This window comes from Streptomyces sp. NPDC052773 (genome assembly GCF_044547145.1).
GTDB lineage: Bacteria > Actinomycetota > Actinomycetes > Streptomycetales > Streptomycetaceae > Streptomyces.
This window is the reverse complement of sequence record NZ_JBITZX010000002.1, coordinates 63,610-79,532: the sequence shown is the minus strand read 5'-3', so window position 1 is coordinate 79,532 and position 15,923 is coordinate 63,610. Positions and strand designations below refer to the sequence as shown.

General features: G+C 69.7%; 13 protein-coding genes and 1 riboswitch. Of the genes, 8 read left to right on the top strand and 5 right to left on the bottom strand.

Annotation, left to right across the window (positions count from 1 at the left end; translation table 11 throughout):
* Positions 1-9 precede the first annotated feature (9 nt).
* Positions 10-175: riboswitch (cyclic di-AMP (ydaO/yuaA leader) on the top strand.
* A gap of 4 nt (positions 176-179) precedes the next feature.
* On the top strand, positions 180-1,181 hold the full coding sequence (locus ACIG0D_RS05480; RefSeq protein WP_399796429.1) for a peptidoglycan DD-metalloendopeptidase family protein: 1,002 nt from the start codon (positions 180-182) through the stop codon (positions 1,179-1,181).
* A 265-nt stretch (positions 1,182-1,446) separates the two neighbouring features.
* Entirely contained in the window at positions 1,447-2,232 is a 786-nt protein-coding gene (locus ACIG0D_RS05475; protein ID WP_399797053.1) for an SGNH/GDSL hydrolase family protein, read from the top strand.
* Positions 2,233-2,442: 210 nt separating this feature from the next.
* Here the strand turns inward: ACIG0D_RS05475 and ACIG0D_RS05470 are convergent, their stop codons facing one another.
* A complete protein-coding gene (locus tag ACIG0D_RS05470) occupies positions 2,443-3,087 on the bottom strand; it encodes a TetR/AcrR family transcriptional regulator (protein WP_399796428.1) in 645 nt (214 codons plus the stop codon).
* 161 nt (positions 3,088-3,248) lie between these two features.
* On the opposite strand from ACIG0D_RS05470, the gene ACIG0D_RS05465 reads away from it, so the two are divergent.
* Complete coding sequence (locus ACIG0D_RS05465; protein ID WP_399796427.1) at positions 3,249-4,442, top strand: MBL fold metallo-hydrolase; 1,194 nt, start codon at positions 3,249-3,251, stop codon at positions 4,440-4,442.
* 64 nt (positions 4,443-4,506) lie between these two features.
* On the opposite strand, the gene ACIG0D_RS05460 is transcribed toward ACIG0D_RS05465, so the two are convergent.
* The 4 genes from ACIG0D_RS05460 to ACIG0D_RS05445 form a co-directional block, all read right to left on the bottom strand.
* On the bottom strand, positions 4,507-5,031 hold the full coding sequence (locus ACIG0D_RS05460; RefSeq protein WP_399796426.1) for a DoxX family protein: 525 nt from the start codon (positions 5,029-5,031) through the stop codon (positions 4,507-4,509).
* Between the two features lie 136 nt (positions 5,032-5,167).
* The gene (locus tag ACIG0D_RS05455; protein WP_399796425.1) at positions 5,168-5,824 is read right to left on the bottom strand and encodes a lytic polysaccharide monooxygenase; all 657 of its coding nucleotides are present in this window, start codon (positions 5,822-5,824) and stop codon (positions 5,168-5,170) included.
* Between the two features lie 80 nt (positions 5,825-5,904).
* The gene (locus tag ACIG0D_RS05450; RefSeq protein WP_399796424.1) at positions 5,905-6,354 is read right to left on the bottom strand and encodes a DoxX family protein; all 450 of its coding nucleotides are present in this window, start codon (positions 6,352-6,354) and stop codon (positions 5,905-5,907) included.
* A gap of 119 nt (positions 6,355-6,473) precedes the next feature.
* Positions 6,474-8,807, bottom strand: a complete 2,334-nt coding sequence (locus ACIG0D_RS05445) for a family 49 glycosyl hydrolase (RefSeq protein WP_399796423.1) — start codon at positions 8,805-8,807, stop codon at positions 6,474-6,476.
* A gap of 812 nt (positions 8,808-9,619) precedes the next feature.
* Between ACIG0D_RS05445 and ACIG0D_RS05440 the strand changes: the two genes are divergently transcribed.
* The 5 genes from ACIG0D_RS05440 to ACIG0D_RS05420 all read left to right on the top strand — a co-directional run bounded on the left by ACIG0D_RS05440 (position 9,620) and on the right by ACIG0D_RS05420 (position 15,863).
* On the top strand, positions 9,620-10,801 hold the full coding sequence (locus tag ACIG0D_RS05440) for an ROK family protein (protein WP_399796422.1): 1,182 nt from the start codon (positions 9,620-9,622) through the stop codon (positions 10,799-10,801).
* Between the two features lie 69 nt (positions 10,802-10,870).
* Entirely contained in the window at positions 10,871-12,607 is a 1,737-nt protein-coding gene (locus ACIG0D_RS05435) for an alpha-glucosidase (RefSeq protein WP_399796421.1), read from the top strand.
* A 44-nt stretch (positions 12,608-12,651) separates the two neighbouring features.
* The gene (locus ACIG0D_RS05430) at positions 12,652-13,968 is read left to right on the top strand and encodes an extracellular solute-binding protein (protein WP_399796420.1); all 1,317 of its coding nucleotides are present in this window, start codon (positions 12,652-12,654) and stop codon (positions 13,966-13,968) included.
* Positions 13,969-14,043: 75 nt separating this feature from the next.
* Complete coding sequence (locus tag ACIG0D_RS05425; RefSeq protein WP_399796419.1) at positions 14,044-14,937, top strand: carbohydrate ABC transporter permease; 894 nt, start codon at positions 14,044-14,046, stop codon at positions 14,935-14,937.
* A 2-nt stretch (positions 14,938-14,939) separates the two neighbouring features.
* Entirely contained in the window at positions 14,940-15,863 is a 924-nt protein-coding gene (locus tag ACIG0D_RS05420) for a carbohydrate ABC transporter permease (RefSeq protein WP_399796418.1), read from the top strand.
* Positions 15,864-15,923 lie beyond the last annotated feature (60 nt).

The following is a 15,923-nucleotide window of genomic DNA, read 5'->3' as shown; positions in this document are numbered from 1 at the left end:
TGCCGCCGCCTGGTGCCCGCGCCAACCCACCCGTGCACGGCAGGAGCGGGGGACCCACAGGTTCACCGCCTGTTCCGGTCCTCGGAACAGGCTTGGGGTAAAGCCGCGTCTCGACGCGGCCGGGCATCTCCAGTCCGCACCCGACAGCTCACCTCGCAGGCGCCGGAGAGGAATTCGCCATGCCCGCGAAGGGTAAGCACCGCCGTCCGAAGACCCAGCGCTTCACCCGTTCCATCGCCGTCGCCGGCACCGGTGGCGCCGCGCTCGCGCTGCCCCTGATGGGGGCCGCCGGCGCCTACGCCGCCACCCCGCAGTCCGTTTCCGAGAAGGCCCCGTCCGTCGCCTCCGTGCAGCAGGCACCGGAGAAGAAGGCCGCCGAGAAGAACTCCGGGGTGCGGTTCTACACCGTGAAGTCCGGCGACTGCCTCTCGAAGATCGCCGAGGACCAGAAGGTCGACGGCGGCTGGCAGAAGCTCTACGCCGACAACCGCGCCGTCGTCGGCGAGGACCCGTCGCTGATCCACCCCGGCCTGAAGCTCTCCCTCGGCGAGAAGGCCACCGCGACCGCGCCGGAGAGCTCCCCCGCGGAGGAGTCGAAGCCGTCGCAGTCCTCCCAGGGACAGCCGCAGCAGTCGGCGCAGAAGTCGTCCGGCTCGTCGAAGGCGTCCGAGTCGTCGGAGTCGGCCCAGTCCTCGGCGTCGACCCCGTCGTCCTCCAAGCCGGCCGATTCCTCGTCCGCGCAGGCCTCCACCGCCGCCCAGACCACCACCTCCGCCACCCACACCGCCCCGGTCGCGGGCGCCGGCGTCGGCACCGCCTACAAGGTCGCGGGCAGCATGTGGTCCAGCGGCTACCACACCGGTGTCGACTTCGTCGTCCCCACCGGCACCTCGCTCAAGGCCGTCGGCGCGGGCACCGTCGTCTCCGCCGGCTGGGCCGGCGCGTACGGCAACCAGGTCGTCATCAAGCTCGCCGACGGCTACTACGCCCAGTACGCCCACCTGTCCTCGCTGTCGGTGTCGGCCGGCCAGTCCGTGACCGCCGGCCAGCAGGTCGGCCTCTCCGGCTCCACCGGCAACTCGACCGGCCCGCACCTGCACTTCGAGATCCGCACCACTCCGGACTACGGCTCGGACGTGGACCCGGTGGCCTACCTCCGCTCGAAGGGCGTCTCCCTCTGACGCCTCCCCGCCGCGCCGGTTCCTGACCCCGGCGTACACGCGCCGCCGATGGCCGGACCCCGATCCCCGGGTCCGGCCTTCGGTGTGTGCCGGGCTCCCGCGCGTTTCGGCGACGTTCCGGTGGTGGCTTATTCCGTAGTTGACCAATCCTTGAAGAGTGGCTTATCTCACCGCCCGTCAACCCCTGCCTACGGTCGCGTAAGTCACATTCAAAGGTGAATCATGGGCCGTTGTGGCAGACGATTCGAAGAATGACAGCAGATCAGTGATCGGGTCGTACGTGGCGGTGGGGGACAGCTTCACCGAGGGCGTCGGCGACCCCGGCCCCGACGGGGCGTTCGTCGGCTGGGCCGACAGGTTCGCGGTACTGCTCGCGGACCGGCGGCCCGAGGGCGACTTCCGGTACACCAACCTCGCCGTGCGCGGAAAGCTGCTCGACCAGATCGTGGCGGACCAGGTGCCGCGGGCCATCGAACTGGCGCCCGACCTGGTCTCGTTCTGCGCCGGCGGCAACGACATCATCCGGCCCGGCACCGACCCCGACGAAGTCGCCGAGCGGTTCGAGCGGGCGGTCGCCGCGCTGACCGCCGCCGCGGGCACCGTGCTCGTCACCACCGGCTTCGACACCCGGGGCGTGCCGCTGCTCAAGCACCTCCGCGGCAAGATCGCGACGTACAACGGGCATGTGCGGGCCATCGCCGACCGGTACGGCTGCCCCGTACTCGACCTGTGGTCCCTGAAATCCATTCAGGACCGCCGGGCCTGGGACCACGACCGCCTCCACCTCTCCCCCGAGGGGCACACCCGCGTGGCCCTGCGCGCCGGCCAGGTCCTCGGCCTGCCCGTCCCCGCCGACCCCGAGCAGCCGTGGCCCCCGCTGCCGCCGCGCGGCACCCTCGAGGTCCGCCGGGACGACGTGCACTGGGCCCGCGAGTACCTGGTGCCCTGGATCGGCCGCCGCCTGCGCGGCGAATCCTCCGGCGACCATGTCACCGCGAAGGGCACCCTGTCGCCGGACGACATCAAGATGCGGATCGCGTCGGTGGCGTGAGGTGACATGAGGTGGCGTCAGGGCGGGGCGGCTGCCGGTCGGGGGGCGGGGTACCGCGGCGTCGATGTCGCAGGGGTGACGGGGTGCCGGGGCGCCGACGTCAGCCGCATGACGGTCCGTTGACGCGGTAACCGGACCGTTGGCGCGGTAGCCGGTCCGGTGCCGGGCCCGGGACCTGCCCTCGCGTCCACCGGCGGGTCGTGCCCGCCCCTACGGCGCCCCGCGTCCCCCGGCCGGTCCGGGCCGCCGGGCGCCCTGGCCCTGCGGCAGCCCCAACTCCCGGGCCAGCGCCTCGTCCACCCACTGCTGGGCCCGTGTACGGGAGACCGTGCCGCCGTACGACGTGAGCTGTATGGCGAGCCCGTCGAGCAGGGCGGTGAGGCGCAGCGCGGTGGCCTCGGGGTCCGGGCAGTGGAACTCGCCCGCGGCCACGCCCTCGGCGACGACCTCGGTCAGGGCCGCCTTCCACCGCCGGTCGAGGTCCCGGGTGACCTCCCGCAGCGCGGGCTCGCGCAGCGCCGCCGCCCAGCCCTCGATCCACAGCCGCCAGCCCTTGTCCCGACGCGTGGGGGCGTACCACCGCAGGGCCGCGCGGAGCCGGCGCAGCGCGGTGGTACGGCGGCCGAGCAGCGCGCGCAGCCGGGCCAGATCGTCCTCGGCGGCGTACGCGAACGCGGCGGCGACCAGCTTCTCCTTCGTCGAGAAGTGATACAGGACCAGCGCGTTGCTCACCCCGAGCGCCGAGGCCACGTCCGCGATCCGTACCGCCGCCAGGCCCCGCGCCTCGATCTGCTCCACCGCGGCCCGCAGCAGCTCCTCCCGCCGCTGTTCCACGCTCAACCGCACTCTCGCCATCCGGTCACCCTAACGGCCCGTAACCGGCATCCCCGAAGCGCGCCGTACTGAACAGCGAGTCAGTACACGAGTCGGTACCGGGCCCTCGTCCGGCCGGGCCGACCCGTTGTCGGTGGGGCGGACCATAATGGAAGGCCTCACCGACTCCACCTGGAGGTACCGTGGCCGCTTCCCGTTCCCTGAGCTCCGGGCTCCGCGCCCTGCGGCCCGCGGCCTTCGGCGCGGACCCCGGCGGTGAGCGCCTGGCCCGGATCCGCAGATCGCCCCACTTCAAGGACGGCGTCTTCCAGAACCCCGGCGGCCCCTCCCGGATCCGCCCCTCCGGTTCGGCCCGCGACTTCGCGAAGGTCTACTTCGACAAGGACGCCCGCCCCCGCCGCACGCCCGAGAGCCGGGTGCCGGTCCACCCGACCACCCTCGCCGACCTCGCCAAGCCCCCCGCCACCGGACTGCGGCTGACCTGGATGGGACACTCCAGCGTCCTCGCCGAGATCGACGGACAGCGGGTGCTCTTCGACCCGGTCTGGGGCGAGCGCTGCTCCCCGTTCCCCTTCGCCGGTCCCCGCAGGCTGCACCCCGTGCCGCTCCCGCTTGCCGCGCTCGGCCCGGTCGACGTCGTCGTCATCTCGCACGACCACTACGACCACCTGGACCTGCCCACGATCAAGGCGCTGGCCGGCACCGACACCCTGTTCGCCGTGCCGCTCGGCGTCGGCGCCCACCTGGAGGCCTGGGGCGTGTCCCCCGCCCGCCTGCGCGAACTGGACTGGCACGAGTCGACCCGGGTCGGCGGCCTCACCCTCACCGCGACCCCGGCCCGCCACTTCTGCGGCCGCGGCCTGCGCAACGCCCAGCACACCCTCTGGGCGTCCTGGTCCGTCGCCGGCGAGGAGCACCGCATATTCCACAGCGGCGACACCGGCTACTTCTCCGGCTTCCAGCACATCGGTGCCGCGTACGGTCCCTTCGACGCCACGATGATCCAGATCGGGGCGTACAGCGACTTCTGGCCGGACATCCACATGACCCCCGAGGAGGGCGTACGCGCCCATCTCGACCTCCAGGGCGGCAGCCCCGCCGGGGTGCTGCTGCCGATCCACTGGGGCACGTTCAACCTGGCGCCGCACGCCTGGGCCGAGCCGGGGGAGTGGACCAAGGACGCCGCGGAGGAGGTCGGCCAGGCCGTCGCCCTGCCGCGCCCCGGCGAGCCGTTCGAACCGGCCGGGAAGCTTCCGGCGGACGCCTGGTGGCGGGCGGTGTCCCGGCCGATCGCCCACCCGTGGCGCCGGGCCAGGCCGGTGGAAACTCCTGCCGGTGACCGGGTGGACGATCTCGACCTCGCGGCTGAGCGCTGACGGCGGGTGACGATCACCTCTGCGGGATCGTGGGCGCCGAGCTGGGGTTGCGGCGACGGCCGCCTCAGCGTGTGAACTCGTCGGCGGTGACGGTCAGGCAGACGGCCACCAGGACGAGGTTCTTGAGGACGTACTGGCCTTCGAGCGTGGGCACGCCGTGGTGCCACATCTGTCCGGGCAGCAGGGCGAGGGAGGTGAAGACACCGGCCATGTGCGCGAAGAACAGGGCCAGGGCGGGCCGGAGCAGCAGGCCGGTGATCAGGGCGAGTCCGATCAGGCTCTCCGCGGCGCCCAGCAGCGGCATGGACACGGACGCGGGCAGCAGACCACCGGTGAGCTTCGTCATGGCGGCGGCCGCGATCTCCTCGGCCGGACTCCCGGCGGGGAAGAGCTTGAGCACCCCGAACCAGCAGTAGACGACACCGACGCTGATGCGCAGAACGGCGATGCCGCGCGCCCGGTAGTACTCGGCCGCGCGCTGTGCGGTCGTCCGGCGGGCCGAGGAGGTGCGCACGGCGGGAAGGAGCCGGTCGCGCAGCGCGCGGCGGGGGTGGCCGGGCAGGAACCAGGGGGTGTGGGGGTCGAGCATGTGGGGCCTCCGTACGGCGACCGGCCCGGGCGGGTGGCGGCCGAGCCGGTGACAGGGCGAGGGGAAAGACCCCGCGAGGTGGGCACCTCGCGGGGCCGGTGTGCCGTGGTGCCGGCTCAACTGCGTCCCGCTGGTGTCAGTTGAAGTTGACGTCGCTGCACAGGAAGTACTTCTGGTCCATGTGCGACGCCTTCCAGACGGTCACCACGACGTGCCGTCCGCTGTAGCCCGACGTACTGACGTCCGTGACGTAGTGGGCCTGGTAGGGATAGCGGCCGGTCCTCTTCACCAGTTCGAGGTCGTCCCACCCGATCAGCTCGTACTCCGGGTTGAAGCCCTGCTTGGTGACGTAGATCTCGAGCCAGTCCGCGCCGTGCCGGGCCTCGTCGTAGAGGTCGACGGTGAAGTCGTCGCCGATGTCGGTCGTCTTCCACGGGCCGGGGCGGTCGAGCGGGCGGTAGTTCGTCTCGCCCTGGCCGCCGGCGCTGCAGATCTGGCCGTCGGGGATGACCTGCTTGTAGTTGTCCCCGGTGTTGTTGGCGTAGACGGCCTTCCACGCGGTGATGGCGTTCGGGTTCTCGTGGTAGGTGCGGTAGCACATGGGGTCCTGGGCCTCGTCGGGCTCGTTGTGGCCCCACCGCTGGAGGCAGCCGTAGTTGCGGGTCTCCGGGGTGATCACCGTGCCGTGGGCGGAGGCCGACGGTGCGAGCGGAAGCAGGCACAGCAGGCCGGTGGCCAGCACGCCGGCGCCGAGCGCGGTGCGGCGCGTGGGTGTTGCGGGTGCGTGGTTCATGGTGCTCTTCCTCCGGTTGTTCCGGGACCACGGGCGGAGGTCTCCGACCCGTGATTTACGTGCTCATGACATTCCATGGGTCAGGCGTCGTGCGTGCCTGCCACCTCCTTCCTCGGGGCGGACCGCGTGCCCGCGCGGTGGGCGAGCAGCGTCGTCACCGGCCAGCGACCGGGGCCCAGGGCGGCGATGAGGAGGAACGCCCAGCAGAACAGGGCCGCCTTCTCGCCGCCGTTCTCCAGCGGGACGAGGCCGTCGGGCTGGTGGTGGACGAAGTAGGCGTAGGCCATCGACCCCGAGCAGAGGGTCGCGGCCGTCCGGGTGAACAGCCCGGCGAGTACCAGAGTGCCGCCGGCGAGCTGGATCACCGCGGCCCACCATCCGGGCCACTGCCCCGGCCCGGGTGCCGAACCTCCCTGAGGCCCGCCCAGGACGCCGAACAGCGTCGCGGCCCCGTGGCAGGCGAACAACAGCCCCGTGACGATGCGGAACAGACCCAGGACGGCGGTTTCGTGACGCGAGGGGAACTGCACGATGGCGCGCTCCTTCCAGGGGTGGCCGGTGTGAGGTGGCCGTCGGCGGTGCGGGTGCTCCGACGGCCACCGGTCGCGGTCAGCCGGTCAAGGTCAGCCAGTCAGGTCAGCTGGTCAGGTCAGCCGGTCAGGGTCCACTTCTGGCTGGCCCAGCCGCCGCAGTCCCACAGGTGCAGGCGGGCGCCGTCGGCGGTGCTCTGACCCTCGATGTCCAGGCAGCGGCCGGACTTGAGGTTCTTCAGCGTGCCATCGCTCTGGAAGGCCCACTTCTGGCTGTCCCAGGTGCCGCAGTCCCACAGGTGGGCCTTGGTGCCGTTGGCGGTGGCTCCGCCCTCGACGTCGAGGCACTTGCCGCCGGACTTCAGCTGCTGACCCTCGAGCGTCCAGGTCATGGAGGGCACATCCGCGCAGGCCCACTGCTGGATGCGGGTGCCGTTGGCGGTGCCGCCGGCGGCGCGGTCGACGCACTTGGAGGTCGCGCCGTTGACGATCTTGCCGCCGGTGCCCGGGCCGGGACCGGGATCGGGGTTGGTGCCGCCCGGTCCCCAGGCGTTCCAGTTGTCCCAGTTCTCGGCGTCGAAGCCGAGCCGGCCGAGCTTGTCGGCGGCCCAGTTGGTGCCGGACTTCTGGATGACGGTGCCGCCGACGGTGTAGTTCTCCAGCTTCAGGCCGCGGCTGTCCCGCGTCTCGTTGCCGAGCGTCACCTTCTGCCCGGCGCTGTTGCTGTACCGCTTGAGGAGGCTGACCTGCGAGGACGGGTCGAGCTGGTTCCACGCGTCGATCTTCAGGTTCTTGACGTGGATGTTCTCGGTGCTGGAGAGGGCGAAGACACGGATCGCGCAGTTGGTCATGCCCTCGACGGTGATGTTCTCGAACGTCATGTTCCGCACCCACGCGCCCGGATCGGCCTTGGTGGTCGAGCCCATGTCCTCCCAGTGGGAGGAGGAGTTGAGGATGCAGGTGTTGTACTTGACGTCCTTCCAGTACATCCGGTTGTGGATGACGTGGGTGTTGCTCACCCGGACGTTGTCGATGTTGCGCGGGGTCCAGCCCCACTGGATGACGGGACCGTTCTCGTTCTTCCAGACGACGGTGTTATCGATGCTGACGTCGCTGTGGTACATCTTCAGCACGTCGTCGTTGGCGTTGAAGAACGTGTTCTTCATGGTGCTGCCGCGGTACAGCTCGATGCCGTCGGTCTGCCAGTACCAGGACCCGACCTGCTTGTAGTTGTCGACCCGCATGCTGAAGGTCTGCTCGTCGCCGTAGACCACGAACGAGTGGTACGGCGGCTCGTTGATGGTCACACCCTGCAGGTCGAGGTGCTGCTGGCGGCCCGGCGCGGACTGGAACTGGAGCATCTTCACACAGCTGGAGTGGCAGTTGGACGCGCCGCTGAGGTGGTCGTAGTTGTTGTTGGTGTCCGCCTCGTAGACGTACTGCTCACCGGAGAGCACGCCGTAGCCGGTCACCTTGTACAGACCCTGGCTGTCGTCGGGGAAGCGGATGGCACCCTTCACATACGCACCCGGCGCCAAGTAGACCCACTTGACCTGCTTGGGCAGCAGCGCGTGGTACTTGGAGGTCATGTAGTAGGTGCCGGGACGGAAGTAGACGACCTCCTCGCTGATCGTGTTCAGGTTGGTGACCTGGCCCTGCGGCGGGTAGTGGATGCTGCCCGAAGACGCGGTCGGGATCAGCCGGTCCGCCTCCGCGCCCGTCGGCGCCGGCTCCGCGAAGATCATCATGGAGTTGCGGGGCTCGGTGTGGACAGCCCGGTTGCCGCCCCCGCCCTGCGTGGTGAGCTTGCCCGCGTCGTTCGCGGGGCCGGACATGTCGTTGTAGGCCGTGTAGAGCTGCGGGTCGAACTCCACCGAGAACCGGTAACCGGCCGAGCTGTAGGGAACCTTGACGCGGACGGTGTCACCGTCCACGAGTTCCTTGGCGAAGTTCAGGCTGCTGGGCTTGATCTTCACCTGGTCGGCCGACGAGATCGTCTGCCCCGTCTTGAGTGAGACGTCCACCCATACGTCGGTGGCGTACTGGAACGACGACCAGCTCATCGTCAGACCGGCCGACGAGGAGAACTCGGCGCCGTCCTCCTTGGTGTAGCCGATCTTGCCCTTGCCGCTGCGGGGGATGCTCATGTACGTGAACGAGTCGAACCGCGCCGCGGGGGCCGCGGCCGTGGCGACGTGCACGTCGTAGTAGGACGAGCGGCGCACCTTGTCGTTCGCGACGGGGCTGGTGGTGTTGTACTCGTGGTTGTCGTGCCACCACGTCTTGAGCTGTGGGCTGTCGGCGGTGGTGACGGCCGCGGCCTCGGCGGCGGGTGCCGCCTCGACGGGGAGTGGTCGCGCGCTCGCCGTACCGGCCGGCACGACGGCGCCGGCCAGGGCGAGAGCCAGGCCGGCGGCGAGCGCCGCCAGCCGGCTCAATCTTGCTGCGGGCATGACAAAGTCCTCATTCCGTTGCTGGGGAAGCGGCGCCCGTGGGCGCCGGACCTGCCGCACCCCACGCCCGCCGGGGCGGGCGCAGCGCTGGGGGCAGGTGGCGACAAGGCAGGAGTACGGCATCCGGCACCCTGCGGTGCCGAGGCCGGGTCGGACACAGGTGGCCGAGCCGCGCGCCGCCTGAGCGAGCTTCGCGCGGCCTGGCGCGATCAGGACTCCCTTCGAACCGGTGCTGGATGCGTGAGGGGTATCCGGGTCGTCCGGGGCCGGGGCGGGATGCGTCTCCGGAATCCCCGGGCCTCGGATGCCCCCTGGATACGGGACGGACGGGCCGGAAGGGCGGCCGGGCCGTTCGGGCCGTGGGCGCCGTGGGCGCCGTGGGCGCGGTGGGCGCGGTGGGCGCGGTGGGCGCGGTGGGCGCGGTGGGCGCGGTGGGCGCGGGAGGTGCGATGTGCGCCGGTGGGTGCGCCCGGCCGTCCGGCGGTCGTTCGCCGTTCTGCGGTCGCGAGATAACGTCGCGTCATTTCTTCGCCGTGTCAATGAAATGAACAAGATCTCTTCAAGTGCGCGCCTCGACGGTGCCCCGGATGCAGGGCAAAGCGGACCAAAGCTCGGATAGGTCACGCCGAGAGGCGGGGGTCACGGTTGCGTAACGCGCATTTTTCTTTCTTGACGCATGAAATAGGCGCGGTCAGACTCCTGTCAGACGCAGTCCGAGCAACGGTTCGCCGCCGGACCGTACCGACCTCTCCCGACCTCTCCCGTCCTCTCCCGCCCTCTCCCGACCGATCACCGCTTCGGAGGCATGTGTGATGACCCCGTCCAAGATCCGCTTCTCGGAGCTTGTCGGTGAGCAGACCCGCGCGGAGATCTTCGCGACGGTCCTCACCGCGGGGCCCATCTCGCGCACCCAGCTCGCCCAGCGGCTCGGGCTGGTGCCCTCCAGCGTGACGCGCATGCTTCCGCCGCTGCTGGAACACGACTACCTCCGCGAACTCGACACCGCCCCCCGAGGGCGGGGCCGACCGCAGAAGATGCTCCAGGTCAACCCGGACAAGCACATCGTGGTCGGCGCCAAGATCGGCCCGGCCCAGGTGTCCGCGGTCGTGACCGACATGGCCGCGGGGGTCCTGGCGCGCGCCGAGCAGCCGATCGCCGACCGCACCCCCGAAACCGCCCTGTCCGCCGTCGCCGACCTGACCCGGCGGGTTCTGGCGGAGGCGCCCGAAGCGGCGGACAGGGTGCTCGGACTGGGAGTCGGGGTCAGCGGTCACGTCGACTCCCATGCCGGAGTCTGCCGCTACTCCGCCCTGCTGGACTGGAACAAGGTCGACGTGGCGGGCCCGCTGCGCGAGGCGACGGGGCTGCCGGTCGTCGTGAACAACGACGTCAACACGCTGGTGGTGGCCGAGCGCTGGTTCGGTCAGGGCCGGGACGTCGACTCCTTCGCCGTCGTCACCGTCGGTCCGGGCATCGGTTGCGGACTCCTCCTCGACGGTGCTCTGTTCTCCGGCGCCACCGGCCTGGCCGGAGAGCTCGGCCACCTGCCGCTGGACCCGGGTGGCCCGATGTGCAGCTGTGGCCGCCGAGGCTGCCTGGAGGCCCTGGCCGGCGACCGCGCCGTCCTGCGCCACCTCCAGGACGCCGGAGTGCCCTGCGCGGGGATCACCGAGGCGATGGAGCTGGCCCGCTCGGGCACCGGCGCGGCACAGACCGTGGCCCGCTCCGCCTTCTCCGAGGCCGGAGCCGCCCTGGGCAGGGGCCTGGCGGGCATGTGCAACCTGCTGAACCTACAGAAGATCATCATCGCCGGTGAGGGCGCGGTGGCCCACGACCTGTTCGGCCCCGCCATGTCCCAGGCGCTCCAGGCCCACGCCTTCTCCACCGCCGCCCACGACTGCGACATCCACGTCGACCCCGTCCACCACGACCTGTGGGCCCGGGGCGCCGCCTGCCTCGTGATCCAGGACGCGGTCGGCGCGGCTCTGTCCTGACACACAGCTCCTCTCACACAGCTCATCTCCACGACACCAAGTACCCGACACACACGACGAGGTTTTGACGTGCCCGAAAACGCGGCCGGTCCCGCCGACTCCTGGTGGAGCAACGCGGTGGTCTACCAGATCTACCCCCGCAGCTTCGCCGACTCCGACGCGGACGGCATCGGGGACCTCCAGGGCATCATCGAGCGACTCGACTACCTGTCGCAGCTGGGTGTCGACGTGCTGTGGCTCTCCCCGGTGTACCCCTCCCCGCACGACGACAACGGCTACGACATCAGCGACTACCAGGACATCGACCCCCTGTTCGGCACGCTCGCCGACTTCGACCGCCTGCTGGCCGGCGTACACGAGCGCGGCATGAAGCTGGTCATGGACCTGGTCGTCAACCACACCAGCGACGAACACCCCTGGTTCACCGCCTCCCGGGACGCCGGACCGGACGGCGACAAGCGCGACTGGTACATCTGGCGCCCGCCCCGGGCGGGCATGGAGCCCGGCACACCGGGAGCGGAACCGAACAACTGGGAGTCGTGGTTCTCCGGCCCCGCCTGGACCTACGACGAAGCCTCCGGCGAGTACTACCTGCACACCTTCTCCCGCAAGCAGCCCGACCTGAACTGGGACAACCCCGATGTCCGCCAAGCCGTGTACGCCGTGATGCGCTGGTGGCTGGAGCGCGGGGTGGACGGCTTCCGCATGGACGTCATCAACCTGATCTCCAAGGACCCGGCCCTGCCCGACGGAATCGTGCCCGAGGGCGCCCGCTTCGGCCTCGGCCACCCGTACTACGTGTGCGGCCCGCGCATCCACGAGTACATCGCCGAGATGCACCGCGAGGTCTTCGCCGGTCATCCGCGCCCGCTGCTGACCGTCGGCGAGATGCCCGGCGTGACGGTCGAGGAGGCACGGCTGTTCACCGACCCCGCCCGCCGCGAACTCGACATGGTCTTCCAGTTCGAGCACGTCGGGCTCGATCAGGGCCCCGGCGGCAAGTTCGACGTCCGTCCCCTGAAGCTCACCGACCTCAAGGCCAGTCTCGGCCGCTGGCAGACCGGCCTCGGCGAGAGCGGCTGGAACAGCCTGTACTTCAGCAACCACGACCAGCCGCGTGTGGTCTCCCGCTTCGGCGACGACTCCCCGGCCTACCGCGACCGGTCGGCCAAGCTGCTGGCCACCGTGCTGCACCTGCACCGCGGCACGCCGTACGTCTACCAGGGCGAAGAACTGGCGATGGCCAACGCCCCGTTCTCCTCCATCGACGACTTCCGCGACATCGAGTCCCTCAACCACTACCGCGACCAGATCGCCCTCGGCACCGACGAGGCGCACATCCTCGAGGGGCTGCGCCACCGCAGCCGCGACCACGCCCGCACCCCGATGCAGTGGGACGCCACCGAGCACGCCGGCTTCACCGCCGGCACACCCTGGATCGCCGTCAACCCCGACTACGTCGACGTCAACGCCAAAGCGCAGCTCGCCGATCCCGACTCGGTCTTCCACTACTACCGGCGCCTGATCGAACTGCGCCACACCGAGCCCGCCATCACCCACGGCGACTTCCACATGCTCCACCCCGACCACGAGCAGCTCTACGCCTTCACCCGGCACGACGCCGCGTCCGGCACCGAACTGCTGGTGCTCGCCAACTTCGGCGCGTCCGACCTCACCGTCGACCTGCCCGACGGCTGGGAGGACAGCGACACCCTCATCGCCAACCTTCCGGCCACCTCACCTCTCACGAGCACCTGCACCCTGCGCCCGTGGGAAGCCCGCGTCCACCGCCGCCGTACCGCCTGACACCGCCCGCCCTTGTCGCAACGACGCACATCGAGGAACCAGCCATGAACAACCCGCGCACCCGCACCGTCCTGCGCAGAAGATCCCTCCTGCTCGCGACCTCCGCCTTGGCCCTGCTGGCACCGCTGACCGCCTGCGGCGGATCCGGCACCGCCGAGGGCGACGGCAAGACCCTGCGCCTGTGGCACTACGAGCAGCAGGACGGCGCCCTGAGCAAGGCGTGGGACGCCGCCATCGCCGAGTTCAAGAAGACCCACCCGGACGTCGAGGTCGTCTTCGAGCGCAAGACGTTCGAGCAGATCCAGCAGAACGCGGGCATGATCCTGAACTCCGACAAGGCGCCCGACGTCATGGAGTACAACAAGGGCAACGCCACCACGGGCCTGCTCGCCAAGCAGGGCCTGCTCACCGACCTCACCCCCGTCGTCGAGGAACGCGGCTGGGACAAGAAGATGAGCGAGAGCGCGTCCGTCACCGCCCGCTACGACGAGAAGGGCGAGATGGGCGGCGACAAGTGGTACGGCGTACCCAACTACGGCGAGTTCGTCCTCACCTACTACAACGACGACCTCTTCGAGAAGCACGACATAGCCAAGCCCACCGACTTCAAGAGCTTCGAGGCCTCACTGGCCGAGTTCAAGGCGGCCGGCATCACCCCGCTCGCCAACGCCGGCAACGACCACCCCGCGGGCCACTGGCTCTACCTGCTCGCCCTGTCCAAGGCGAACGACACCTGGGTCGACGACTACCAGCTCTACATGGGCAAGGTCGACTTCCACGGCCCCGAGATGACCTTCGCCGTGAACAAGTACAAGGAATGGCTCGACAAGGGCTACTTCGAGAAGAAGGACGTCGGTCTCAAGGGCAGCGACATGACCGAGCAGTTCGTCTCGCAGAAGCGGCCGATCATGGTCGGCGGCAACTGGTGGTTCGGAAGCCTGACCACGGACATCGAAGACTTCAAGTGGTCCACCGCCCCCTTCCCGGGCAGTGAGAAGACCCTCGGCTCCGGTGGCAACCACTGGGTCATCCCCACCAAGGCGAAGAACAAGAAGCTCGCCGAGGACTTCATCGACATCACCATGTCGGACAAGATCCAGAAGCTGATCGGCGAGCAAGGAAACGTCCCCCTCGCCGCCCAGGCGGACACGATCACCAACCCCAGGGCCAAGGAACTGATCACCGCCTTCGACACCTACCAGTCCGACAACGGCCTCGCCTTCTACCCGGACTGGCCCGTCACCGGCTACTACGACACGTGGCTGGCCGCCACCCAGAACCTGATGAACGGCGGCAAGCCCGACACGGTCCTCGACGAACTCGCGGCCCCCTACGAGAAGTACGTGGCCGGCCGGTCCTAGCACCACCGCGGCCGTCGTTCAGGGGACGGCGCCCCCGGCTTGCCGGGACGCCGTCCCGCCCACCTAGGAGCAACCGTGAAAACCACACGTCACCGGCGGTCCACGGGCTACGCCGTCTTCCTCGCACCGGGCCTGCTGCTCAGTCTGCTCTTCCTCGTCGTCCCGCTGGTGATGACCTTCTACTACAGCCTCACCACCTGGCAGGGCATCGGCACCCCCGCCTTCACCGGCCTCGACAACTACACCCGCCTCTTCCAGGACGCCGACTTCTGGGCCTCCTTCCGCAACATCGCCTTCGTCATCGTCGGCATCGCCATCGTGCCCACCGTCCTGGGCCTGTTCCTGGCCGCCCTGCTCTTCGACTACATCGGCAAGAAGCACGGCGACGGCATCGTCAGCGTCTTCCGCTCCGGCCTCTACCTGCCCCAGGTCATCCCCGTCGCCGTCACCGGCCTGATGTGGGGATGGATCCTCGCCCCCGAAGGCGCGATCAACAGCATCCTCGACACCGTCGGGCTCTCCTCGCTCGTCCAGAACTGGCTCGGCGACCCCGACCTCGCCCTGTGGGTCGTCCTCGGCGTCCTGGTCTGGATGCAGCTCGGCTACCCGCTCGTGCTGTTCATGTCCGGCCTGCAACGCATCGACCCCGAACTCTACGAAGCGGCCTCACTCGACGGCGCGACCTGGTGGCAGCGCTTCACCCGCATCACCGTCCCCATCCTGCGGCCCGAGGTGTACGTCGTCCTGGTCACCACCACCATCGCCGGCCTCAAGGTCTTCGCCCAGATCTTCGTCCTCACCGGCGGCGGCCCCGGCAACTCCACCCTCGTCCCCGCCTACTTCGCCTACCAGAACTTCTTCGAACGCGCCGACGTCGGCTACGGCTCCGCGATCTCCAGCACCATCACCCTCCTCGTGCTGCTCATCGCCGGAACGATGCTCACCCGCCAGGCCCGCGAGGACGGATGACCATGAAGACCGCCACGACCCCACCCGTAACGTCAGCCACCGAAAAGACCGCACCTCCGGCCCCCGCCCGGCCCACGGGGCAGCGCAAGCAGCGACCGGCCGGCAAACGCGGGGCGGGCTCCTACGCCGTCGTCGCCGCCGTCACCGTCTTCGTCCTCGCCTTCCTCGCACCCTTCCTCATCATCCTGGTCAACTCCTTCAAGACCAGCGCCGACTACCGCGCCAACGGTTCCCTCTCCTGGCCCGAGCAGTGGAACTGGAGCATCATCGGAGACGTCTGGGAACGCGTCGACTTCACCCAGAAGCTGGTCAACAGCATCCAGATCAGCCTCGGCGTCGTCGTCATCGCCGTCGTCCTGGCCCTCTTCAACGCCTACGCCATCGGAATCGGCCGCATCCGCTGGCGCACCGCCTTCCTGGTGTTCTTCCTCGGCGTCAACGTCCTGCCGCAGGAAGGCCTGGTCTACCCTCTCTACTACCTGTTCAAGGAACTGGGCCTCTACGACGGCAAACTCGGCTACACCATCCTGGTCGGCATCACCTACAGCGCCTTCGGCACCTACCTGCTCTCCTCCGTCTTCAGCACCTTCCCCCGCGAACTGATCGAGGCCGCCTCCCTCGACGGCGCCGGCCGCTGGACGATCCTGTGGCGCATCGTGCTGCCGATGAGCTGGCCCACCCTGTCGGTGATGTGCGTGTTCTTCTTCGTCTGGAGCTGGAACGAGTTCCTCTACCCACTCGTCCTGCTCATCTCCAACGACCAGCAGACCGTCCCCCTCGGTCTGTCCGTCATGCAGGGCCAGTACACCAGCGACCCCACCGCCATGAGCGCCGCGGCCCTCCTCGGCGTCATCCCGATGATCGTCTTCTTCCTGATCTTCCAGCGCTCCCTCACCCGCGGCCTCACCGCCGGCGCCGTGAAGTAACCCGGCACGGCCACCAGCCACCCCGGATCCGGAACCCAGTCGCCCCGCAACCGGATCCGG